Genomic DNA, 23,771 nt, shown 5'->3' on the forward strand with positions numbered 1-23,771 from the left:
GCAAGGAATCCACGATGCAACTCGGCGTTTGCTACTACCCCGAACACTGGCCGCGCGAACAATGGGATCGCGACGCGCGGCGGATGGCCGAACTCGGCCTGACCCGCGTACGGATCGCCGAATTCGCGTGGAGCCGGATGGAGCCGGAGCCCGGCCGCTACGACTGGGCGTGGCTCGACGAAGCGATCGACACGCTCGCCAGACAGCAGTTGAAGATCGTGCTCGGCACGCCGACCGCGGCACCGCCGAAATGGCTGGTAGACCGTCATCCGGAGATCCTGCCGGTCGGCGCGGACGGCGCCGTCCGGCAGTTCGGCTCGCGCCGCCACTACGACATCTCGAGCCCCGTCTATCGCGAGCACTGCGTGCGGATCGCCGACGCGATGGCGCGGCGCTACGGCGCGCATCCGGCCGTGATCGCGTGGCAGACCGACAACGAACTCGGCTGCCACAACACGCTGCCGAGCTACACGCGTGCGGCGCTCGAAGGCTTTCGCGCGTGGCTCGCCGTGCGCTACGGCGACGTCGGCGCGTTGAACCGTGCGTGGGGCAACGTGTTCTGGAGCATGGAATATCGCGGTTTCGACGAGATCGAATTGCCGCGCCATACGCCGACCGACGCGAATCCCGCCCACGTGCTCGACTTCCGGCGCTTTCAGTCGGACGAGGTCGCGCGCTTCCATGCGGTGCAGGTCGATGCGATCCGCGCGCACGCGCCGGGGCGCGACGTGCTGCACAACTTCATGGGCTTTTTCACCGAATTCGATCACTACGCGTTCGCGCGCAGTGGCCTCGATGTCGCCGCGTGGGACAGCTATCCGGTGCCGCGCACCGAAGTGCTGCCGCTCGACGAGCAGGACAAGCATCGCTGGGCCCGCACGGGCCATCCGGACGTGTCGGCGTTCTCGCACGACCTGTATCGCGGCGTCGGCAACGGCCGGATGTGGGTGATGGAGCAACAGGCGGGGCCCGTCAACTGGGGGCCGTACAACCCGGTGCCGCACGCCGGCGCGGTGCGGCTGTGGACGTGGGAAGCGTTCGCGCACGGCGCGGAGCTCGTGTCGTATTTCCGCTGGCGGCAGTATCCGCACGCGCAGGAGCAACTGCATTCCGGGCTCAATACGCCCGATGACCGCCTGTCGCCCGGCGGGTACGAAGTGGCGCGCGTCGCCGGCGAGCTTGCGACGCTCGATCCCGCGCTCGTTGCGGGCGAACGCACGTCGGCACGCGTCGCGCTGCTGTTCGACTACGAAGCCGACTGGCTGATCCGGATCCAGCCGCACGGCGTCGATTTCGACTATCAGCAGCACGCGTTCGACTGGTATCGCACGCTGCGCGAGCTGGGGCTCGACGTCGACATCGTCGCGGCCGATGCCGACGTGTCGCGTTATGCGCTGGTCGTCGCGCCGACGCTGCCGGTCGTCCCGGACCGCGTCGTCGAGCAGGTCGCCGGCAGCGGCACGCACTGGCTGTTCGGGCCGCGCACGGGTTCGCGCACGGCCGACTTCGCGATCGTGCCGGGCCTGGCGCCGGGCAAGCTGCGCGACGTGCTGCCGATGAGGATCGCGCAGGTCGAATCGTTGCGGCCGTCGCTCGCGCCGCGTGTCGCGTTCGACGGCGTCGAAGGCCACGCGGTGAAATGGCGCGATCACGTCGACACGGACGCGGCGGCCGGAGTCGACGTGCTCGCGGCGTTCGACGACGGCGTGCCCGCGCTGGTGCGGCGCGCTCACGTGACGATGGCGACCGCGTGCTTCGATCGCGCGCTGTTGCGTGCGATCGTCGGCCGCTGCGCACGCGATGCCGGGTTGCCCGTGGCGGCGCTGCCCGACGGCCTGCGATTGCGCCGGCGCGGGCGCGTCGTGTTCGCGCTGAACTACGGCGACGCGCCATGCACGCTGCCTGCACCGGCCGGCGCGCGATTCGTGCTCGGCGGCCCGGAACTCGGCGCAGTCGACGTGGCCGCGTGGGTCGAGCCGGACTGACGCGATGCGGTCGCTACGGTCGCTGCGGTCGCATTTTGCGGGCCTGGCCGGGATCGCGCATTTCGTTCCGCTGTCCGCCGCGGCGCTGATGCTTGGTGTCGCGATGTCGTTTACCGCGCCGTACCTGTCGCTGTTCGGCGTCGAGGCGGTCGGAATGTCGCCGTTTCTCGCAGGTGTGTTCATGACGCTGATCGCGGCGAGCGGCGTCGTCGCAAGCACGTGGGCCGGCCGCTGGTCCGATCGCCGCGACCGGCACCGGCCGCTGCTCGTCGCGTCGCTCGCGGCCGCCGCGCTCGGGTTCGCGCTGCTGTGCGTGTTGCGCGCACCGATGGCCGTGATCGCGGCCGGCACGATCCTGCTCGGCGCGGGCGCCGTGTCGCTGTCGCAGATCTTCTCGTTCGCGCGCGCGGTGCTGCCGGTCGACGACCATGCGCAGCGTGAGCTCGCGTCGGCCGCGCTGCGCACGATGCTGTCGGTCGCATGGGTATTCGGCCCCGCGCTCGGCGCGCTGATACTCGCGCAGGCGGGCTTCACCGGGCTCTTTCTCGCGGCCGCCGCCGGCTTTGTCGCGTGCGCGGCGATCGTCGCGCGCATTCCGGAACCCGCGCGCCGGCCTGCGGCGGCCGATGCGGGCAGGTCCACGACGGCGAGCGCATCCGGCGGCGATCCGGTGCCGCCGGACGGGGCAGCGCCGGCGGTCGCCGCACCGCGTGCGGTCGTGCTGCGCACGCTTGCCGCGCTCATGCTGATCGGGCTCGCGGCGAACGCGACGATGATCGTGCTGCCGCTGTATATCGTGCGCAGGCTGGGCGGCACGCCGACCAACGTGTCGGCCGCGCTCGGTCTCGCCGCGTTGCTCGAGATCCCGATGATGCTGTGGCTCGGCATCCGTTCGACACGGCTGAACAAGGCGCGCTGGCTGACTGCGTGTGCGGCCGTGCATGCTGCGTACTTCGTCGGGCTCGCGGAGGTCACGCACGTCGATGCGATCCTGCCGCTGCAACTGCTGAGCGCATGCGTGGTCGCGATCACGTCGTGCCTCGGCATGACGCGCGTGTGCGACCTGATGCCCGCGCGCCCCGGCACCGCGACCGCGATGTTCTTCAGTACCGCGCGCGTCGGCTCGATCGTGTCGGGCGTGCTGTCGGGCGCGTTCGTCGACCTGTTCGGTTATCGCGCGACGTTCGCGGGTTGCGGCGCACTTGCACTCGTGGCGCTCGCGCTGCTCGTTCACGATGCACGCGATCCGCAGGCCGGCATGACACGTGCGGCAGGTGCGTCGAAGCAGCCGCGCCGCCGCTTCGACGCGCCGCACTGACGCGCAGCGCGCCAGTGCGGCGGCAGGTCAGCGTTGCTGGAACGCGTCGAGCGACGACAGCGCACGGCCGTGGAAGTCGAACAGCGTGTTGTTGTCCCACTGATCGCCCGCGCCGAGTTTCCAGCCGACCCCCGGCGTCGGGATCCATTCCGGCTCCCACCAGAACACGCCCTTGCCGCGATGACCCGGCACACCCTTCACGATGTCGACCACCGCCGCGAGGAACTGCGCCTGCCCGGCCGGCGACGGCGGGAATGCGGTCGAGCCGGTGTTCGTCATCGAGTTCGGCTCCGAGTCGCCGTCGCTGGTGGTCCACGGATACGCGGTTTCGACGACGATCAGTTCCTTGTCGTAACGCACCGCGAGGTCGTTCGCGTTGTTGCGCAGGTCGTCGAGCGAGCCTTGCCATTGCGGGTAGTAGGACAGGCCGATCACGTCGAACGCGACACCGCGCTGCGTCGCGCTGTCGAACCACCAGCGGCTCTTCCCGTTGTCGCCGCCGCTGTCGATGTGCAGCATCACCTTGATGCGCGGATCGACGGCCTTCACCGCGTCGTGGCCCGTCTTCAGCAATTGAGCGAGGTTGTCCCACTGGTCGTAACGGCCGAGCGGCCACAGCATGCCGCCCGTGATCTCGTTGCCGATCTGCACCCACTCGGGCCGCACGCCGGCGCGCTGAAGCCGGCGCAGCACGTCGGTCGTATACGCGGACAGCAGCACGCAGGTGTCGGCCAGGTTCTTGCCGGCCCACGCGTGCGGCGGATATTGCTTGCCGGGGTCGGCCCACCAGTCGCTGTAGTGGAAGTCGATCAGGATGCGCATCCCGAGCGCGGCCGCGCGCTTCGCGAGTGCAACGACATGGGCCGCATCGTTGTAGCCGGCCGCGGCGCTCTGGTTCGCGGGAAAGAAATCCGTGTTGCCGGGATCGTTCCAGACCTTGATGCGGATCGCGTCGACGCCGTGCGCGCGCAGGATCTTCAGGCAGTCGCGCGGGGCGCCGTCACGGTCGAAGAAGGTTGCGCCATGGGCTTCGAGTTCCGGCAGCGTCGAAATGTCGGCGCCCATTGCGAACGGGCTCGCCGCCGTACCGCGCGCAGTGCGTTGCGCGAAGGCCGGCAGCGGGCCGGCCAGGTCGAGGCACGCGAGCGCCGCGGTTGAAACGCTCCAGCGCAACATCGATCGTCTGTTCATCAGATGCTCCGAGAAACCCCGTCCTTCAGGGCGGGGAGGAAAGGAGCGCCGCTGTTTGACAGCGGCATTCCAACGTTAAAATGACCGGCATGATTCTTGTATACCGCTACCGGGTGAAGTCGCTCAACGGACTCTTGAACAAACAGAGCCGGGCGGTGAGCTACGTGTGGAACTTCTGCAATGACACGCAGAAGCACGCGCTCAAGTGGAGCAAGAAGTGGCCGACGGGGTTCGACCTGAACGTGCTGACGACCGGCAGCAGCAAGGAACTCGGCATTCACTCGGGAACGGTCAACGCAACGTGCGAGCAATACGCGAAGTCGCGCAGCCAGCACCGGCGCCCGTACCTGCGCTATCGCGGCAGGAAATCGCTGGGCTGGGTGCCGCTGAAGGGCCGCGACCTGAAGCGCGAGGGCGACGCATTCCGCTTCGCCGGCCACACCTTCCGCGTGTTCAGCAGTCGCCCGCTGCCGGACGGCAAGATCAAGGACGGCACCAACTTCGCGCAGGATGCGCGCGGCAACTGGTTCCTGAATATCGTGATCGAGATACCCGATGTTCAGGCGCGCCCGATCCGTTCCGGTGTCGGCATCGATCTCGGCCTGAAAGACTTCGTCACACTTTCGACCGGCGAGAAGCTGCTCAACGACCGGTTCGGTCGACGTGCGGCTGAGAAGCTGGCGAAGGCGCAGCGGGCACGCAAGCACAAGCGGCATATCGCGAAGCTGCACGCCAAGGTGGCGAATGCCCGCGCCGATTTCCAGCACAAGCTCGCGCTCGATCTGGTGCGGCGCTTCGACTACATCGCGGTCGGCAATGTGTCGGCCGCCAAGCTCGCCAGAACCAGGATGGCGAAAAGCGTCTACGACGCGTCCTGGTCGTCCTTCCGAAATAGGCTCCGTTACAAAGCGATCGCGCACGGAGCCACGTTCGAGGAAGTCGACGAAAGCGGTTCTACCCAGTCCTGTTCGGCGTGCGGGTCGACAGACAGCACGGCGCGGCCGAAAGGTATCGCGGGACTGAGAATAAGGGAGTGGAAGTGCAGCAACTGTGGTGTCGAGCATGATCGCGATATCAACGCTGCATTGAACATTCTCCGATGCGGACGTGCATCGCCAGGTGTGGGAATCACATCCCTTTAGGGAGGTGAGGACGTCAACGTCATCCTCCATGTGATGGACCCCGTCGGGCACGGGGCCGTCGGCTTCAAAGTTTTAAGCGCTTAAATTTCAGGCCTCGATACGAGGCCGGATCGAGCGTAGCGCACCCGCCTTCGCACACGCAAAGAACGCATGCGTTGCCTACTATCTGGCGAGGTACGAAAGGGCGCGCATTCCCGGGGCGTCATGTCACGCGCGCGAAAACGGGTACTTGACGTACGTCAGGAATCCGGACGATGCCACCTCGGCTCATAGGGAAACGGGCCATCGGTGCACGTCGTGGCGCCGGGATGAATGACGGGTCCTCGATTGCAGGAGATGCGCATGAAAATCAGCGAACTGACGCGGGCGCCCCTCGGCGCCCGACACGCTTGCGTTGCCGCAGTTCGGCCTGCGGCCGTTCTACCTGACCGGCAGGGCTCGTCGACAGCGCCGCTTGACGCGCATCACGCGCGCTGCGCGAGCGCCTTTACCTGATCGGCCGACATCGCGCCGCGATAGATGCGGAACTCGTCGATCGAGCCGCTGAAGAACGGATCGCCCGGATACTGCGAACGTCCGATCCAGTTCTGCGCGGTGTGCCCGATGCGCCATGGCGCGAAGATGACGTCGCCCGCCGTGCCGATCGCGTTGCCGTTCAGATAGAGCGTCGCGGTCGTTGCCGCCAGCGTGACGGCCACGTGCGCCCATTGTCCGGCCGGCAGCGCGGCGTTGCCGTCGATCGCGCGTTCGCCGTGCCCGCCGTTGGTCGTGATCGCAAAGCGCATCGTCCCGCGATGGCTCCTCGGCGTGACGTACAGATAGCGTCCGGTGCCCGAGCCGAAATCGAAGAGGCGCGCCCACGTCTGTCCGCCGTTCCAGTTCACCCAGGCCGCGATCGTGAAATCCGACACGTCGGCGACGATGTCGTTCGGCAACGCGACGTAACCGGTCGAACCGTCGAGCGACACGGCGTTGCCGGTTTTTCCGGGCCCGCGCAAAACGCCGCCGGCGAGCGTGCCCGCATGACCGTTGCCGGACGCGTCCGCGGCGGCCGTGCCGCCCGTCTCGTCGAACGTCAGCAGCGTATGCAGTTGCAGCGCCGTCGACGCGGCGACTTCCGCCGAATTCGCGGTTTCGCCCGACGCGGTATGCCCGCTGATCACGTAGTACCAGACGCCCGCCGCCGGGCTGTCCGCGTACGTCAGCGGATCGGCGATGCCGCTCGCGACGGTCGTGTAGGGGCCGCCCGATTTGGACGCGCGCTTCACGTTGTAGCTTGCCGCGTTCGCGACGCCCCACCACGACAGCACGACCCGTCCGGCACCCGGCCACGCGGTCAGCCCGCTCGGCGCGGCGGCGGGCGCGACGGGATCGCGCGTGCAGGTGAGCGTGCCGTAGCCGAGCTGATCGTAGCCGCCGCTCGCTTCGCCGTAATTGCCGCCGCCGCCTTCGGGCTGGATCGCGTGCGCGAACTTCGTCGACCACGGCGCCGACAGCCCCTTGCGGTTCACGTAATGGTTGTGGACGAGTGCCCAGCATGGGCGGATCGTGCCCTGGCCGGCGGTCGAGAATTGCGTCTGGGTCACGTCGACATTCGAGTACGACGCGTACGGCACCGGCAGGAACGTGCCGTCGGGCCGCACGAGATTCGCCTTCGCGACATATTCCGCGCCCGCGAGGAAACGGTTGTTGTCGTGACCGTACAGGTCGATGCCCTGGTTCCACGCCATTTCGCAGATCGCGCCGCCCAGCGCGATGCCGAGCGTGTTGTGCCCCTGGTCGCGGCCCGACTCCTGCCATTGGCCCAGATGGCCGGGGTGCACGTAGTAGACGGCCTGCGCGATCGCGCCGTTGCCGGGCCCGTCGATGAAATAGTTGACGGCCTCGTCGAACTTCGCGTGGTCGTCGCACAGCACGCCGATCGCCATGACCGATGCGAGGTTGCACAGATCCCAGTTGGCCCAGTAGTGCGTGATGTCCGTGTTGTTGTGGCGATTCAGGAAGTCGGCGTCGATCGGGTAGAACTTGTCGGCCATCATCGCCTGGAACGCGGCGAAGTCGGCCGCCGCCCAGCCGGGATAGGTGCGCATGATTTCGCCGGCGTTGGCGAATTCGTAGCCGTAGATGCCGGCTGCCAGATCGACGTTCGAGTCCCCGGCGAGGTTCTGCAGCGTCGACGACCACGCGTTCATGATCTGCACGGCCTTGTTCGCATACGCGACGTTGCCCGAGATCTTCCAGCGCAGCGCGCACGCATAGGCGGCTGCGATGTCCTTGTACAGCACCGGGTAGTTTTGCGCGCCGGTGCCGCCGCGCGTCACGACGGCCTGCGGTCGCGGCGACCATGACAACTGTGCATGACCGTTCGTGACCAGCCGGTTCCAGCCGTCGAGCCAGGGCGACGCGGCGGTAGATACCTTCTGCGCGATCCGGTCGAAATCGGCTTGCGTATGCAGCAAGCCCGGATGCGCGAACGCTTTGCGCGTCGCGACGGTCGCGGTACCCGTCGCAACGCGTGCGAGCGCGCGGTTGCCCGCCCCGGAAGTTGCGATGCCGGTGACGCTGCCGCTCGCGTTCGTGCTGCCGCATGCCGACAGCGCGAGCGCACCGACGCTGTAAAGGAAGGTGCGCCGGGAGATGCCTGCGCCGGATCCGGGCCCAAATTGCGTGTCGTTCATGATTGCATCGTTCCTTGACGAGACCCGCTCGCGAGCACCGAGGGCGAGCGGGGCGACCGACCGCCGAGCGTCATCTTGAGCGCGGTCGAAATCAGTCATCGCATAACGACGCGGAGTGTAGCGGACGCGTCATCGTTTCGGAATAAAAAGTTGTCACGAAACAACTCGTCGATCGGATAGTGATTGCTGCAAGCAAATTGATTAACATGCTAATAAAAATGGGAATAAATGGTGATTGATACGTTTGCGAGATATTATCGTCGCCGGCACAGCGAGCAGGAGGCGCTTCACGTATGTGGATCGATGGCGGTGCGCTATTTTCTTTGTTGTCATACAACTGACAACTTGTGATGTTTTGCGTATCGCATGCCGGTTTGCGGGCCGATACGACTTCATGCCGGCGCAGCAACGCCGGTGTCGCTCGACGGATGAAAAAAACGGAGAACAACACGATGACGAGCAGGATCGCAGTCCTTGACGATCGATTCGCGCGATGCGCGGTAGGTTCTCCAGCACATCGACCGGCACGCGGTATCCGGATTTCACGAACGTCGCGGTCCAGGACTTTCACGACGTCGTCAGCGCGAAATTCGGCGGCGGAAAGATCATGTTCTCCGGCTATGAAGCGAACGGGCGGCACTTTCCGCTCGGCATCGTGCAGAACAACGTCGTGTTCGACGGCACGCAGCCGACGTTCGAGAAAGGCGCCGCGACGCACGACACGCCCGGGCCGGGCGCCGTGAGTTTCTTCGGCTCGATCGTCACGTCGAGCGCGAACGACGTGACGGTCACCGGCACGCCGGGCACGTCCACGCCGTACGACTGCAGCGCCGCGTTCACGACGCTGAAATCCGTCGCGCCGGCTTCGCCGATCCGATCCGGCCGGCATGCGCGCCACGCCGGCGATGGCGTGGCGCACCCGCCGCCCGTTCGGCGTGTTCTCCGTCGAACGGGTCCGTTACGCTTTCGGCTGCGCGGCATTCCAGGTACCGGCAGCGTGGCTGCGGATCGGTTTCGATGCGCATGTTCAATTTGCCCGGAACGTTCGCGATATACGGCTTCGCATGACGTCGTGCCGCGATCGGCGACGGCATGACTCGAAGCGTGCGGACTTTCAAACGCCCGCTCAGTTTTTTTAAAGACCGCGCCACGTTCGACCGGTATGATCGCTGCGCTCGCGAACGGCGCCACTGGACAGTGCAGGCCGGTGCATGCCGACCCGCGCGCAACCGACATCACGAGCACGACAACACAGGACGGCCGCGGCGACGCACCGCTCGTCGCCGGGGCCGAACGGGCCGAGACAGCACGACGGAGTATTGAAACAATGTTGACGGAGACAGGGGCGGTGCGACGCACATGGGCGATCGCTGCCGGGGGAGCGTTGTGCGTGGCCGCAGCGGGCGGCGCGCACGCGCAGGCGTCGAACGCAGCGGCGGCGGCGCAGGCCGGCACGGCGGCGGCCGTGCTGCCGCCGATCGATGTGAAAGGAACGGCCGGCGGATCGTCCGTCGGGCTCGTCGGGCTGCGCACCACGGCCGGCACGAAGACCGACACGCCGGTGGCCGAGATCCCGCAGACGACCAACATCGTGACCGCGCAACAGATCGAGATGACCGGCGCGGCCGACCTGAACCAGGCGCTGCGCTACGTGCCGGGTTTCGCGACGTTCGGCTCCGACAGCCGGACCGACTGGTATGCGGCGCTGCGCGGCTTCACGCCGACGCTGTACGTCGACGGTATGCCGACGCCGAATACGGCCGTGATCGCGAACTGGCGCGTCGACCCGTACACGATCGACTCGATCGCGGTGCTGCGCGGGCCGACGTCGGTGCTGTACGGCGCGGGCGAGCCCGGCGCGATCGTCGACGCGCACACGAAACTCGCCGACGGCGAGCGCGTGCGCGAAGCCGGCGTGCAGATCGGCAACGATGCGCGCAAGCAGTTCATGCTCGACGTCGGCGACCGGCTCGACCCGGACGGCCGGTATGCGTATCGCTTCGTCGGCGTTGCACGCGACGGCAATGCGGTGACCGGCCCGAACGGCGACCGGCGCGTCGCGCTGGCGCCGTCGTTCCGATGGCGGCCGAACGCCGATACGTCGCTGACGTTCTCCGCGTCGTTCCTGCAGGACAGCGGCGACATCACGTCGAACTTCCTGCCCGCGTCGGGCACGGTGCTGCCGAACCCGAACGGTCGCCTGTCGCCGGACATCTACATGGGCGACCCGGCGTTCAACGACTACCGGAAGAAGCAATGGTCGCTCGGCTACGCGCTGGAGCATCGCGTGAATGCGATCTGGACGCTGCACCAGGACGTGCGCTGGTCGCACCTGTCGCTCGACGACGCAACGGTGTTCGGCGTCGGCCTGGCGCCCCGCAGCACGACCAACATGATGCGTTTCGCGGGGCTGTTCCAGCTCAACTACAGCCGGCTCGATATCGACAACCGCGCGCAGGCGCGCTTCGGCACGGGGCCGCTCGAACACACGCTGCTGTTCGGCCTGCAGTTCGACCGGCAGACGACGACCAACAGCGTGTGGCTCGCGCTGGCGCCGTCGCTGAACCTGTACCACCCCGTCTATCGGCCCGTGACGGCCGCGATCTTCTCCGGCCCGACGTCGCTCGGCCACGTCGACCAGTACACGGCGATGAACGCGGTCGGCGTGTACGCGCAGGACCAGATCCGCTGGCGGCGCTGGACGCTGACGCTCGGCGGCCGCGAGGATCGCGTGAATGCGCGGTTCGACGACCGGACGGCCGGCACGCAGTCGCAGACGGCCGGCACGCAGTCGCGGCAGGACGTCAGTGCGTTCTCCGGGCGCGTCGGGCTCACCTATCAGGGCGATGCGGGGCTGTCGCCGTATGTGGGTTATTCGACGTCGTTCGATCCGGTCATCGGCGTGCGGATGGCCGGCGGCGGTTTGCCGAAGCCGACGCGCGGCACGCAGACGGAAGCCGGGCTGCGCTGGCAACCGCCCGGCCGGAACCTGATGCTGAACGCGGCCATTTACCAGATCGACCAGACCAACGTCGTGACCCCGACACCGGTGAATCTCGATCCCACCGGCACGACATCCGTGCAGACCGGCAAGGTGCGCTCGCGCGGCATCGAGCTGAGCGCGGTCGGCAAGCTGACCCGCGAGCTGTCGGTCGTCGCGTCGTATATGTATCAGGACGTCAAGAACGTGCAGGCGAACGACGCGTCGCTGAACAACTGGCCCGTGTCCGTGCCGCTGCCGCGGCAGATGGCGTCGATGTGGGCCGACTGGACCTGGCATACGGGCGCGCTGGCGGGCCTCGGGATCGGCGCCGGCGTGCGCTATCAGAGCGCGTCGGCCGGCGCCCCCGACAACTCGCTGACGGTGCCGAGCACGACGCTGTACGACCTGGCGATGCACTACGAGATGCGCCACTGGCGGTTCGCGCTGAACGTCGCGAACCTGTTCGACCGGCGTTACGTCAGCGGCTGCACGTCGTACACGGTGTGCGTGTTCGGCAACGAGCGGACCGTGCTGGCCAGCGCGAAATACAACTGGTAGTCGCGCTCGCGCCGCTCCGGCCTATGCGCCGCGTTGCGGATCGCGGGTCGAGGTGCGACGGCCCGCATGGCGCTGGCGCCGCCATTCGGTCGGCGTGATGCCGAAACGTTCGCGGAAGGCGGTCGCGAAGTTCGCCGGCGTGGAAAAGCCGATTTCCTTCGCGATGCTGGCGATGCTGAGCGACGTCGAATCCAGCAGATCCTGCGCGATCCGCAGCCGCTCGTGCCGCAGATACTCGAACACCGTCTGGCCGAGATTGTCGCGAAACGCGCGCGACAGCCGCTTTTCATGCGTGCCGACCGCGCGCGCCAGTTGCTCGACCGTCGGCGGATCGTTCAAGGTACGCGACAGGTGGCGAATGGCCGCGCGCACGATGATGTCGTCGTCCTGGCCGGCCGCGAGCGGGCTTTCCGTGTCCGACGGCCGCTCGCGCTTCGTCCGCGCGAGCTGCACGCGAATCCGCGCGAGCACTTCGGCCGGCTCGAACGGCTTCACCACATAGTCGACGCCGCCGATCTCCAGCCCCTCGAGGCGTTCGTGCAATTCGCCGGCCACGGTCAGGAAGATGACCGGAATCGCGCTCGTCAGCGGATCGGCGGCCAGCAGCCGGCACGCGGTAAAACCGTCCATGCGCGGCATGCGGACATCCATCAGGATCAGGTCGGGTATCAGCGCCTGCGCGCGTTCGCACGCCTGCGCGCCGTCGGATGCGATGCTGATCCGGCAGCCGGTGCTGCGCAGGATGTCGATCAGCAAACGCAGCTGGTCGGGCTGATCGTCGACGATCAGGAGATGGGCGTCGCTCAATGCGGAGATCGATGGAGACATCGTGCACCTGTTCTGGAAAGGCGGTTGGCCGCGATCCCGCGGGTGGCCTGCCCGGTTCGGGGAATCGTCGGATGCCGCTCTATGACGACGCGCAAACGCATCGCACGCTCGCATCGACAATCGGATCGGGCCGGACTGCGCGGCACGCAACCGCCCGGCGCAATACCCGGCGTTCGTTGTTTTGATCGCTGAGCCGGTAAAGGCGCGGACGATTGCCGCGGTCGCGTCGTGAATGGTCGCGGCTGCCGGTATCGATGCGAGCGGAATTGTAGGAGCATATTTCGAATCCCGCCAGATGGCTTGTCGATATTCGTGCCATGCCGTTTTACGTATTTTCGGGATGTGCTGCGGTTTACGTCTGCTGTCTGGTCGACTTTCTGGCTGCGAGTCGTTCGATTGCATTTAATTCAAATCCGCTTCGGCAAAGTATTTATCTGCCTCAAAAAACATTCCGATTAAGTGCGACAATGCGCAATCGTTTGCGAGGCGGCAATATTTTAAGTAACGCATTGAATATATTGGATTTTGCAATCTATAAACAATGTCGCCTTTGATAATCATCGATCGTGTCTCATAATTCGTCCGAACTTTGAGCGACGGATGGCACGGAACAAACGAAGGCTCCGCGAATCGCGACGGACGTTGCGCGAGTCGAGTCCGAAGCATCAGTCGATGCATGCCCGAGCGAATGTCCTGGGCATCGAAACGGAAATCCGGTTGCCGGAGATGAAATAAAAGAGACGAGGTTGGTCGCGGTCGGCGCGACGTCGGATTCGGGGTGGTTATAAAGACGGGTTGAATCTCCGGATTCAGTCGGGGGAGAGCTCGTCCATAAATAACACTACGTATTCCTAATGTATGTAACGGATTAACGGAACGGGCCGCAAAGAGACGGCGTGCCCGGGCTATCGGACGCCCTGTCGATTTGCGCGGTCGGTGCGTGTCACGTTCGACATGGCCACGCCGGGCATCGGGAACAGGTTCCGCACTGAAGTCGCAATCGCAGTCGAAGTCGAAGCTGTCAATAAAAGTAAGTAGTCCATATTCAAACCAGACGCTACAAAACGGAGCAGAACAGCATGAAGAGGAATCAGATTTCGGCGCTTGCCGCCGCCATGTTCACGGGTGCAGGTGTGCTGATCGCGGGAGTCGCGCACGCGGACAATTTCGTCGACCGCGGCAACCCGGACAACGCGCTGAACGGCCAGTGCATCGACGGGACCAACCCGCTGTGCGTGGCAACGAAGAGCGGGAGCTACGTGGCGGTGAGCACCTCGAACGTGACGCAGGGAACGAATGCCAGGGCCGGCACCAGCGGTATCGCGATCGGCGACCAGTCGAATGCAAGCAGCAAGGGCGGCAGCAGCAGCGGCGGCGCAATCGCGATCGGCGTCGGCTCGCAGGCGCTGGCGAACTCGGCCATGGCGATCGGCACGGTGGCGGTCGCGCAAGGCAATACGTCGCTCGCGGTCGGCCGCCAGTCGGCCGCGGTCGGCGATTTCTCGATGGCGCTCGGCAACGTCGCGGATGCGCACGGCACGAGCTCGATCGCGCTCGGCCACTCGGCGCTGGCCAGCGGCGATCGCTCGATCGCGATCGGCGGCGCCAACCCGACGTCGAGCGACGGCGTATCGAACGGCGCCGCGTACGACGCGGCGACGCAGACGCGCGCCGGCGGCACGCAATCCGTGGCGATCGGCGCGGGCGCGCAGACGAACGACAACAACCAGGTGGCGATCGGCTCGGGCAGCGTCGGCGCGAACAACGGCGGCACGCCGGTATTCGGCGGCACGGCCGCACCGGTCGGCGGCGCGGTGTCGTTCGGCGCGATCGGCAGCGAACGCCAGCTGAAGAACGTCGCGGCGGGCGCGGCCGATACGGACGCCGTCAACGTTCAGCAGTTGAAGAACGTGAACAGCACGCTCAGCACGGGCATCGGCAATGTCGACGCACGCGTGACGTCGGTCGGCAATTCGTTGTCGACGTCGATCACGAACGTCGACCAGCGCGTGACCAATGTGGGCAACAGCCTCAGCACGAGCATCGTGTCGGCAACGCAGAACGTCGTGAAATACACGGACGATTCGCATGCGGCGATCGCGCTCGACGGCAGCAACGGCACCACGATCGGCGGCGTCGCGGCCGGCGTGGCCGATACCGACGCGGTGAACGTCGGCCAGTTGAAGGGCAGTGTCGCGCCGCTGCAAACGTCCATTTCGACGGCGGCTTCGAACATCGCGAACCTGCAGAACAGCGTCTCCGGCATCAACACGTCGCTGAGCACGGCCGCCTCGAACATCGGCAACCTGCAGGCGGCCGATACGCGCAACGTGAAGTACGACGGCGCGAGCGGGTTCGACTCGGTGACGTTCGCCGGCACCAACGGCACCACGCTGCACAACGTCGCTGACGGCAAGGACGTGCACGACGCCGTCAACGTCGGGCAACTGAACGGCGGCCTCGCATCGCTCAGCACGAGCGTGACGAACAACCTCAGCACGACGCTCGGCAACCTGAGCACGTCGATCACCAGCCAGATCGGCGCGGCGACGAAGAACGCCGTGCAGTACGACGACGACGCGCACGGCGGCGTCACGCTCGGCGGGCAGGGCGCGCAGGCGCCGGTCGGCCTGCACAACGTCGCGGACGGCATTGCCGCGGGCGACGCGGTGAACGTCGGCCAGCTCGGCAAGGCGACCGACACGCTCAACCAGTCGATCACGACCGTCGGCAACCAGGTGACGACGAACACGGGCAACATCGCCGCGCTCCAGCAGGATGCGCTCCAGTGGAACGCGAGCCTCGGCGCGTACGACGCGAGCCACGGCGGCAACGGCCCGCAACTGATCAGCAACGTCGCGGCCGGCAAGAACGGAACCGACGCGGTCAACGTCGATCAGTTGACCGCAGCGATTCACGACGGCACGAGCCAGCTCGATGCGCTGGCCGTGAAGTACGACGATGCGAGCAAGCGGCAGGTTTCGCTCGGCGCGGGCAACGGCGGGAGCCCGGTGCGCGTGACCAACGTCGCGGAAGGCAACGTGGCGTCCGGCAGCACGGACGCGGTGAACGGCGCGCAATTGCGCCGCGCGATCGACGGCACCGCGGCCGCGCTCGGCGGCGGCGCAACGGCGAATCCGGACGGCTCGATCGGCGCGCCGGCTTATAAGGTCGGCGGCGGCTCGTTCAACAACGTCGGCGACGCGCTGACGAACCTCGACGGCCGCGTCGGCAGCAATACGACGACGCTCGAGAATCATGAAACGCGCCTTGGCAATGCCGAAACGAACATCGCCGGCAATACGGCCGCGATCGCCGGGCTGCAGCAGGACGCGCTGCAGTTCGACCCGAAACTCGGCGCCTACAGCGCGGCGCGCGGCGGTGCCCCGACCAAGCTGACGAACGTGGCCGACGGCAACGTCGCCGCGGGCAGCACGGACGCGGTGAACGGCGGCCAGCTGTCGGGCGTGAGATCCGCTCTCGAACAGCAGATCACGCAGGTGTCGAACCAGACCGGCGAAGCCGTGAAGAACGTCGTCAAGTATGACGTCGACACGAACGGCAACCGGCTGAATTCGGTGTCGCTCGTCGGCGGCGACACGAACTCGGCGCTCGTGCTCAAGAACGTCGCGGCGGGCACCAGCGACACCGACGCGGTGAACGTGAAGCAACTGAAGGACGTGCAGTCGAATCTCAACCAGCTCGGCGCGCTCGCGGTGCAGTACGACGACAGCTCGAAGAGCACGATCACGCTCGGCGGCGCCGGCGGCACGCGCATCACCAACGTGCAGGCAGGCACGCTCAGCGCCACCAGCACGGATGCGGTGAACGGCTCGCAGCTCTACGCGACCAACCAGCAGGTGTCGAAGAACACGACCGACATCTCGAACCTGCAGGGCAGCGTGACCAACATCGCGAACGGCAAGGCCGGCCTCGTGCAGCAGCAGGACCCGAACGGTGCGATCACGGTCGGGAAGGACACGGGCGGCACCAGCGTGAACTTCTCCGGCACGGCGGGCGACCGTACGCTGACCGGTGTCGCGGCGGGCGTGAACGACAACGATGCGGTCAACGTCGGCCAGTTCAACAACGCGATGAAGAGCGTGGCGGCCAACGACAAGATCCGCACGGCGGCAACCGATGCGAACACGACGTGGATCGCGCGTGCCGATGCGGGTTCGATCGGGTCGACGGCGACCGCGACCGGCAAGAATGCGGTGGCGGTCGGCCAGGGCTCCGTCGCCGATCGCGACAATTCGTTCTCGGTCGGCGCGAAGGGCAGCGAACGCCAGATCACGAACGTCGCGGCCGGAACGGCGCCGACCGACGCGGTGAACGTGCAGCAGCTGAACGACAACCTCACGGCCGCTTCGACGCAGGCGAAGAGCTACACCGACCAGCGCATCGGGCAGGTGTACAACTCGTTCAACGACCTGAAGAAGGACATGTACGGCGGCGTCGCGTCGGCGATGGCAGTGGCCGGCCTGCCGCAGCCGACGGGTGCGGGTCGCTCGATGGTGTCGGCGGCAACCGCGAACTATCACGGTCAGCAGGGTTTTGCCGCCGGCTACTCGTACGTGACGGAGAGCAACCGCTGGGTCGTCAAGGCATCGGTGACGGGCAACAGCCGGTCTGACTTCGGCGCGGTGGTGGGCGCGGGTTATCAGTTCTGACGTCGTTCGCGCGGCGTAGCGCGATCGGTGGTGCCGGGCAATGCATGCGATGCCCGGCACCCCGGCGGGACATCCCTGGCCCGGGGTCTGTCGGTTGACCCCGGGCCATCGTTGTTCGACGCGTCGCTCAAAATCACCGCCCATGTTGTTACGTGGAGGTTCATTCGCGCCGCCCCCGCCTAGATTCGCGCGAGCGTGTCGTGATCGGCCTCACCGCCGAAATATTTCTCGAGCGCCTCCACGAACACCGCGTTGTCGGCAGTCGCATGCGCAAACAACGTGACCGACGACCGGAATTTCAGGTAGTCCGGATACCCGAAAATCGTCTGGATCGAACTGCCTTCGACCTGATTGACCAGCCGTGTGCATTCCCGCAGCCTTTCGCCGAGCAGCGGATGCTGAAGATACGCGACGGCTTCGGCCAGTGTCGCGATCGCATACCGTTGCGCCATCGCGCTGTTGCCAAGCCCTTCGATCTGCGGAAACACGAACCACATCCAGTGGCTTCGCTTGTGTCCGTTCTTCAGCTCGTCGCATACCTGCGCATACACCGAATCCTGTGCGTCGACAAAGCGCTGAAGATCATGGGGATCGTCCATTTCGCCCTCCGTCCGTTCCGGCGCGGCAAGCCGCCCGAACGCTCATTGTGAGCGTGACCCGGATGGCGTGCAAACGCCCCGTTGATCGTGTGCTCACCCGGCTTCGCATCGCGTCCCGCGAGTGGGAGCGAGCGGATTTGCTGCAGTGCAGTGCACTGCGATCGATCGCCCGCGAGTGACGTCGCGCATGCCGTCGGATGGCGACGTGCCGGCAACGAGCGTAGCATTCAGACATGCGGCCGGCCGCGATCCCGACCGACGGATCGGCGGCACACCCCGATCCGGCCGCAGCCGGCCTCGCATGACGGCCCGGCAAAGGAGCATCGATGCGCTCGCAAGCAATGTCCGTCTCGCGCCTGAGGCGCTATGGGATCATGGCTGCGGTCGTCGTCGCGTGCCTGATCGTCATCGGGCGCATCACCGGTATCCTGGTCGACTGGCTTTGGTTCTCGTCGATCGGCTATGCCGGCGTCTTCTGGACGATCCTGTCCGCGAGGGTGCTGCTGTTCGTCGCGGTGCTCGCCGTGTCGGCGGCCGCGATCGGCGCGTCGGGGTTGCTCGCGCATCGTTTTGCAAGGCCCGTCGATGTCTGGCAGGTAGAGGAAGCTTCGTCGACGCGTGCGGAGGATGTCCTTCGGGCGCTTGCAGCCGAGGTCGCATCGCGCGTTCCATGGCGCGCGGTCATCGCCGCGGGTGCCGTCTTCCTCGGGCTTGCGATCGCCGCCGGTGCGATGTCGAGCTGGGATGTCGCGCTGCGCTTTCTGCATCGGGTGCCGTTCGGCGCGCGCGATCCGATCTTCGGCAACGACATCGGTTTCTATCTGTTCGCGCTGCCCGTCTGGATCGTACTGAAGAACCTGCTGCTGCAAGTGGTCGCCTGCTGCGCGATCGTCGCAGGCAGCGTCTACTGGCTGCGCGGCGACATCATGCTGCGCCCGCAGAAGGGGCTTTCGTCGGCTGCCGCCGTTCACGGCTCGGCGCTGCTGGCGCTGTTCTTCCTGCTGAAAGCCTGGTCCTGGTGGCTCGAACGCTTTCTGCTGCTCTACGACAACAACGGTGTCGTGGTCGGCGCCGGTTATACCGATATCCACGTGATGCTGCCGGTGCTGTGGCTGCTCGTCGGCCTCGCCACTGCGTCGGCCGTTGCGATGCTGGTCAACCTGCGCCGGCCCGGCTATCGGCTGCCGGGCGCTGCGGTGCTGCTGGTGTTCGGCACGTCGTTTGCGCTCGGCATCGTCTATCCCGCGCTGTTCCAGCGCTTCTACGTCAAGCCGAGCGAGCTGCAGCTCGAGACGCCCTATATCCAGCACAACATCGCGTTGACGAGGCAGGCTTACGGTCTCGCGCAGATCGAGGTCAAGCCGTTTGCGGCCGGGCAGGGCCTGAATCTCGCGTCGCTGCAGGCCAATCGCGCGACCGTCGACAACATCCGGCTGTGGGATGTGCAGCCGCTGATGGATACCTATGCGCAGTTGCAGGAGATCAGGACTTACTACAAGTTCTTCTCCGTGGATATCGATCGCTACCGGCTCGACTCCGGCTACCGGCAGGTCATGCTGTCGGCGCGCGAGCTGGAGCAGTCGATGCTGCCGGAGAACGCCCGAACCTGGGTGAACCTGCATCTGCTGTTTACCCACGGCAACGGCGTCGTGATGTCGCCGGTCACCGAGAAATCCACGGAAGGCCTGCCGTCGCTGTATCTGCGCGACATTCCGCCTGCCGCGGACGGCGGGCCGGCGATCCACGAACCGCGCATCTACTTCGGCGAAGGCGGGCAGGGCTATGTGATCGTGAAGGGCAGCGTGCCCGAATTCGACTACCCGAAGGGCGACAGCAACGTCTACACGTCCTACAGCGGGCGCGACGGTGTCGCGATCGGCGGCGCGGCGCGGCGCAGCCTCTTCGCATGGCAGTTCGGCGATCCCAACATCCTGCTGACGCACTACATCACGAACGACAGCAGGATCCTGTTTCACCGCAACATCCGGGACCGGATCCGCACGATTGCGCCGTTTCTCGCGCTCGACCACGACCCGTATGTCGTGGCAAGCAACGGACGCCTGTTCTGGATGCAGGACGCCTATACGACCAGCCGCTGGTTTCCGTATGCGCCGCCCGGCGTCGGCGACGGCGCCAACTACATTCGCAACGCGGTGAAAGTGGTGGTCGACGCGTACAACGGCACGGTCGACTTCTACGTCAGCGATCCTTCCGATCCGCTGGTGCGGACTTACGCGCGCATCTTCCCCGGCATGTTCAAGCCGCTCGACGCGATGCCGCCGGATCTTCGGCAGCATATCCGCTACCCCGAGGATCTGTTCCTGATCCAGGCGAACCTCTACCGTGCTTATCACATGGATGCGCCGGAAGTGTTCTATAACCGCGAGGACCTCTGGCAGTTTCCTCGCGCGCTGGGCGATATCGACGGGGGCGACGCAGCGAACGCGCAGATGGCGCCGTACTACACGATCATGAGGCTGCCCGGCGACGCGCAGGCCGGCTTCGTGCTGATGCTGCCGATGGTGCCGAGCCAGCGCGAGAACATGATCGCGTGGCTGGCCGCGCGTTGCGATCCGCCCGGGTACGGCAAGCTGATCGTCTACGCGTTCCCCAAGGACAAGCTGATCTACGGGCCGTACCAGATCGAGGCGCGCATCCAGCAGAGCACGGAAATCTCGCAGCAGATCTCGCTGTGGAACCAGATGGGCTCACGCGTGATCCGCGGCCATCTGGTGGTCGTGCCGATCGAGAATTCGATTCTGTACGTGTCGCCGCTTTATCTGCGCGCGGCGTCGGGCCAATTGCCCGAGCTGAAGCGGGTGATTGCGGCCTACGGCGATCGCGTCGTGATGGAGGAAAACCTGAGCGCAGCGCTCGCGGCGCTCTTCAGGGAGACGGGGCCGGGGCCGGTGGCGGCACCGGCCCGCGGCGCGGCGGATGCGCGCGCCCGCGAAGCGCTGGCCCATTACGACCGCGCGATCGAGCGGATGAAGGCGGGGGACTGGGCCGGCTTCGGCGCCGAACTCGATGCGCTCCGGCCGTTGCTCGAAGCGCTGGGCACCGTTCGCGCGGACAACAAAAAGTGAGGGGCGCGCGGCAGGGCCGTCAAGTTACCGGCGGCGCGTGTCCGTGATCCCCCAGATCCCGCGCTTCGTCGTATTCCCGCGAAATATCCTTGTTCGTGTAATCCCCGAGCTTCGACGCGGCGACCAGGCTCAGCACTGCACACACCAGCACGTACACCGCGATCGCATACCCCGAATGGTAGTAGGCAAACAGCGCCGTCGCGATCAGCGGTGCCGGGCCGCCTGCGATGACCGAAGCGAGCTGATACCCCATCGACGCACCGCTGTATCGCAACCGCCCGGTAAACGACTCGGCAATCAACGCAGCCTGCGGCCCGTACATCATCGAATGCGGGACCAGCGACAGCACGATGGCCGCGAAGATCCATACCGGATTCCGGCTGTCGACCATCGCGAAGTAGAGGAATCCGAATACACCGACGGCAGCCGCGCCGATCATGTACATCCGCCGCCGCCCGATCAGATCCGACACGTGCCCGAACAGCGGGATGGTGACGAATTCGACCACGGATGCAACCAGCACCGCCGTCAGCAGCAGTTCGCGCGTGACGCCGAGCGCCGTGATCCCGTAAGTGAACACGAACGCCGTAAAGATATAGAACGGCGCCTGTTCGGCCATCCGCGCGAACGCCGACAGCACGATATCCCTCGGCTGCTTGCGCAGCACTTCGAGCATCGGCGTCTTCTCGATCCGGCGCTCGGCCAGCAGTTTCGCGAAGATCGGCGTCTCGAGAATATTCAGGCGGATATAGAGCCCGATCGCGACCAGCAGGATGCTGAGGAAAAACGGCACGCGCCAGCCCCACGCGAGGAAACTGCTGCCGGAAAGCCAGCTCATGGCCAGCACGGCGAGGTTGGCGAGGAACAATCCCGCCGGCACGCCGAACTGCGGCCACGACGCGACGAAGCCGCGATGCGCATTGGTGCGCGCCCATTCCATCGACATCAGGACCGAGCCGCCCCATTCGCCGCCGACGCCGACGCCCTGGATGAAGCGCAGCACCGTGAGGAGAACGGCGCCCCAGATGCCGATCGTCGCGTAGGTCGGGACGAAGGCCACGGCGAACGTGGCGAGCCCCATCAGCAACAGGGTCACGATCAGGGTGGCCTTGCGTCCGATGCGATCGCCGTAATGGCCGAAGATCGCCGCGCCGACCGGCCGCGCGACAAAGCCGACCGCATAGATCAGGAACGCCTGCAGCGTGCCGACGAGAGGGTGGGATTGCGGGAAATACAGCTTTGCGAAGACCAGGCCGGTGACCGTGCTGTAGAGGAAAAAGTCATACCATTCGATCGTGGTGCCGATCGTGCTGGCGATGACGGCGCGGCGCAGCTGGCGCCGGGCTTCCTCGTCGGAGAGGGGCGTGGCCGCGGATTGCATGGCAGCCATTTCGATATCTCCCCAAAAAAAAGGGCGACAGAGAAATAAACCATACGCCCGGCGATGGGTTCCGGCAAGGGCAGGCCGCGAATGGTTTGCACGGCGTCCGGGACTTTCAGTCAGAAGTCCTGATATATCGAATGCTCAACTGCCGGCGCGGGCGTGCCTTTCGATGAACGCGCGGGTATGCGATGGCTCGGTGATCTCCGTCCATTGCAGATGCGCGTATTTCGGATCGTCGCGCAGGGCGGCGAATTTGACGCGGTTCCTGGCGAAGGTGGTGTATGACCACAGCAGTACCGAGTCTTTGGAGCAGAACGCCATCCGCAGCGACTCCCGGTTGCCGTGAAAAAGCTCGGTGCGCATGAGCCCGCGGCTTAGCGTGCGCCAGAGCACCCGGGAGAACACAGTCCATCGCCCGAAGTTGAGCCAGACGACGTGCGTGGCTCTCGACCAGAGCACGTCGCGTACGGCGCTGTAGTTCCCGTCGGCGACCCACCGGTCGCCTGCCGTCGCGGCAAGCACGGCATTCTCGAACTGTTCGGGCGGTACGGCTGTCCAGTCGGGGCCCCAATAGAGTTGATCCAGTTCGATGTATGGGCAACCCGCAGCGGCCGCCAGCGCACTGGAGAAGGTGGATTTCCCCGACCCGCTTGTTCCGACGACGACGAAGCGCATGTGTTTGACCGCGGTCGAATTTCTCAGCCGCGTATTGTGCCTGATGCGTCGAAGCGGCGGATCGTCGCCGATCGGTTCCAGGCCATTCGAGAAGTCACCACTAAACCTGCCCCGAAGACTGTTCTTCAGCGTACCGACTCACCGGACCGCCGCGATGCACGATGACATTCGTCGCATTCTTCTGTCTGGAGCGGTTCATGAAATATCCGATCTATATCACGCGGCACGGGAATCCCCGCTATCGCGGCGCGCTTGCGGATTTTCCCGAGGTCGACGTGGAGGGCGACTCGTATGGCGAGTTGCAGGCGGCCGCCGCGCAGCGGGTCGTGGCCCGTTATGACCGGTCCGCGCGTCTCATTCCGCCGCCGACCACGGACATGTCGGTATTGCAGGCGTCGGAGGTCGATGCCGGCGACGGGATCTGGCGGTTCTTCGACATCGACCTGACCGGGGTGACGTCGAGTTCCGTGCGGATCGAGCTGTGCCTGCCGAAGCGCATCGTGCACGACATCGATCGGACGGCGGGCGCGCTGCACACGACCCGCGATGCGTTCGTGTCGATGGCGTGCGAGCACGCCGTCGACCGATCCGCGCAGCACGGCGGCTTGCGTGGCGAACCTGTCGCGATATCGCTGTCGGAAGCGGTTTGACGGCCCGGGCGCGCCTGGCCG

General features: G+C 66.1%; 16 protein-coding genes. 7 read left to right on the forward strand and 9 right to left on the reverse strand.

The window, feature by feature from the left end; translation table 11 throughout:
• Window positions 1-14 precede the first annotated feature (14 nt).
• Window positions 15-1,985 carry a beta-galactosidase gene (locus MRS60_RS32060; protein ID WP_243567362.1) on the forward strand — a complete coding sequence of 657 codons (1,971 nt, stop codon included), beginning with the start codon at window positions 15-17 and terminating at the stop codon, window positions 1,983-1,985.
• Window positions 1,986-1,989: 4 nt separating this feature from the next.
• Window positions 1,990-3,303 (forward strand): MFS transporter, encoded by a 1,314-nt coding sequence (locus MRS60_RS32065; RefSeq protein WP_243567363.1) that lies wholly within the window; start codon window positions 1,990-1,992, stop codon window positions 3,301-3,303.
• A gap of 27 nt (window positions 3,304-3,330) precedes the next feature.
• Here MRS60_RS32065 and MRS60_RS32070 read toward each other — a convergent pair whose 3' ends face one another.
• Window positions 3,331-4,494, reverse strand: a complete 1,164-nt coding sequence (locus MRS60_RS32070) for a glycoside hydrolase family 53 protein (RefSeq protein ID WP_243567364.1) — start codon at window positions 4,492-4,494, stop codon at window positions 3,331-3,333.
• A gap of 89 nt (window positions 4,495-4,583) precedes the next feature.
• Here MRS60_RS32070 and MRS60_RS32075 point away from each other — a divergent pair, with 89 nt between their 5' ends.
• Window positions 4,584-5,636 (forward strand): RNA-guided endonuclease InsQ/TnpB family protein, encoded by a 1,053-nt coding sequence (locus tag MRS60_RS32075; protein ID WP_243567429.1) that lies wholly within the window; start codon window positions 4,584-4,586, stop codon window positions 5,634-5,636.
• Window positions 5,637-6,100: 464 nt separating this feature from the next.
• On the opposite strand, the gene MRS60_RS32080 is transcribed toward MRS60_RS32075, so the two are convergent.
• From MRS60_RS32080 to MRS60_RS32095, 4 genes are all read right to left on the reverse strand, one after another.
• Window positions 6,101-8,314 carry a LamG-like jellyroll fold domain-containing protein gene (locus tag MRS60_RS32080; RefSeq protein ID WP_243567366.1) on the reverse strand — a complete coding sequence of 738 codons (2,214 nt, stop codon included), beginning with the start codon at window positions 8,312-8,314 and terminating at the stop codon, window positions 6,101-6,103.
• Between the two features lie 91 nt (window positions 8,315-8,405).
• Window positions 8,406-8,954: a hypothetical protein gene (locus MRS60_RS32085; protein ID WP_243567368.1), complete on the reverse strand. Its 549-nt coding sequence runs from the start codon at window positions 8,952-8,954 to the stop codon at window positions 8,406-8,408.
• Window positions 8,933-9,154 (reverse strand): hypothetical protein, encoded by a 222-nt coding sequence (locus MRS60_RS32090; protein ID WP_243567369.1) that lies wholly within the window; start codon window positions 9,152-9,154, stop codon window positions 8,933-8,935. The genes MRS60_RS32085 and MRS60_RS32090 overlap by 22 nt, the downstream gene beginning before the upstream one ends.
• Window positions 9,151-9,408: a hypothetical protein gene (locus MRS60_RS32095; RefSeq protein ID WP_243567371.1), complete on the reverse strand. Its 258-nt coding sequence runs from the start codon at window positions 9,406-9,408 to the stop codon at window positions 9,151-9,153. Before MRS60_RS32095 ends, MRS60_RS32090 begins: the two co-directional genes overlap by 4 nt.
• Window positions 9,409-9,641: 233 nt before the next feature.
• Between MRS60_RS32095 and MRS60_RS32100 the strand changes: the two genes are divergently transcribed.
• Window positions 9,642-11,855, forward strand: coding sequence for a TonB-dependent siderophore receptor (locus MRS60_RS32100; RefSeq protein ID WP_243567372.1), 2,214 nt, complete (start codon window positions 9,642-9,644; stop codon window positions 11,853-11,855).
• 21 nt (window positions 11,856-11,876) lie between these two features.
• On the opposite strand, the gene MRS60_RS32105 is transcribed toward MRS60_RS32100, so the two are convergent.
• Window positions 11,877-12,683, reverse strand: coding sequence for a response regulator transcription factor (locus MRS60_RS32105; protein ID WP_243567430.1), 807 nt, complete (start codon window positions 12,681-12,683; stop codon window positions 11,877-11,879).
• A 1,079-nt stretch (window positions 12,684-13,762) separates the two neighbouring features.
• On the opposite strand from MRS60_RS32105, the gene MRS60_RS32110 reads away from it, so the two are divergent.
• The gene (locus tag MRS60_RS32110) at window positions 13,763-17,356 is read left to right on the forward strand and encodes a YadA-like family protein (protein WP_243567374.1); all 3,594 of its coding nucleotides are present in this window, start codon (window positions 13,763-13,765) and stop codon (window positions 17,354-17,356) included.
• Window positions 17,357-17,535: 179 nt separating this feature from the next.
• On the opposite strand, the gene MRS60_RS32115 is transcribed toward MRS60_RS32110, so the two are convergent.
• Window positions 17,536-17,955, reverse strand: a complete 420-nt coding sequence (locus tag MRS60_RS32115; RefSeq protein ID WP_034182299.1) for a DUF1810 domain-containing protein — start codon at window positions 17,953-17,955, stop codon at window positions 17,536-17,538.
• Window positions 17,956-18,281: 326 nt separating this feature from the next.
• Here MRS60_RS32115 and MRS60_RS32120 point away from each other — a divergent pair, with 326 nt between their 5' ends.
• The gene (locus MRS60_RS32120) at window positions 18,282-21,041 is read left to right on the forward strand and encodes a UPF0182 family membrane protein (RefSeq protein ID WP_243567375.1); all 2,760 of its coding nucleotides are present in this window, start codon (window positions 18,282-18,284) and stop codon (window positions 21,039-21,041) included.
• Between the two features lie 19 nt (window positions 21,042-21,060).
• Here the strand turns inward: MRS60_RS32120 and MRS60_RS32125 are convergent, their stop codons facing one another.
• Window positions 21,061-22,431 (reverse strand): MFS transporter, encoded by a 1,371-nt coding sequence (locus MRS60_RS32125; protein ID WP_034182297.1) that lies wholly within the window; start codon window positions 22,429-22,431, stop codon window positions 21,061-21,063.
• A gap of 135 nt (window positions 22,432-22,566) precedes the next feature.
• The gene (locus MRS60_RS32130) at window positions 22,567-23,100 is read right to left on the reverse strand and encodes a toxin (protein ID WP_243567377.1); all 534 of its coding nucleotides are present in this window, start codon (window positions 23,098-23,100) and stop codon (window positions 22,567-22,569) included.
• A 197-nt stretch (window positions 23,101-23,297) separates the two neighbouring features.
• On the opposite strand from MRS60_RS32130, the gene MRS60_RS32135 reads away from it, so the two are divergent.
• Entirely contained in the window at window positions 23,298-23,750 is a 453-nt protein-coding gene (locus tag MRS60_RS32135; protein ID WP_243567378.1) for a type II toxin-antitoxin system HicB family antitoxin, read from the forward strand.
• Window positions 23,751-23,771 lie beyond the last annotated feature (21 nt).

Origin of the sequence: Burkholderia pyrrocinia, assembly GCF_022809715.1 — a bacterium.
In the GTDB taxonomy this organism is placed as follows: domain Bacteria; phylum Pseudomonadota; class Gammaproteobacteria; order Burkholderiales; family Burkholderiaceae; genus Burkholderia; species Burkholderia pyrrocinia_C.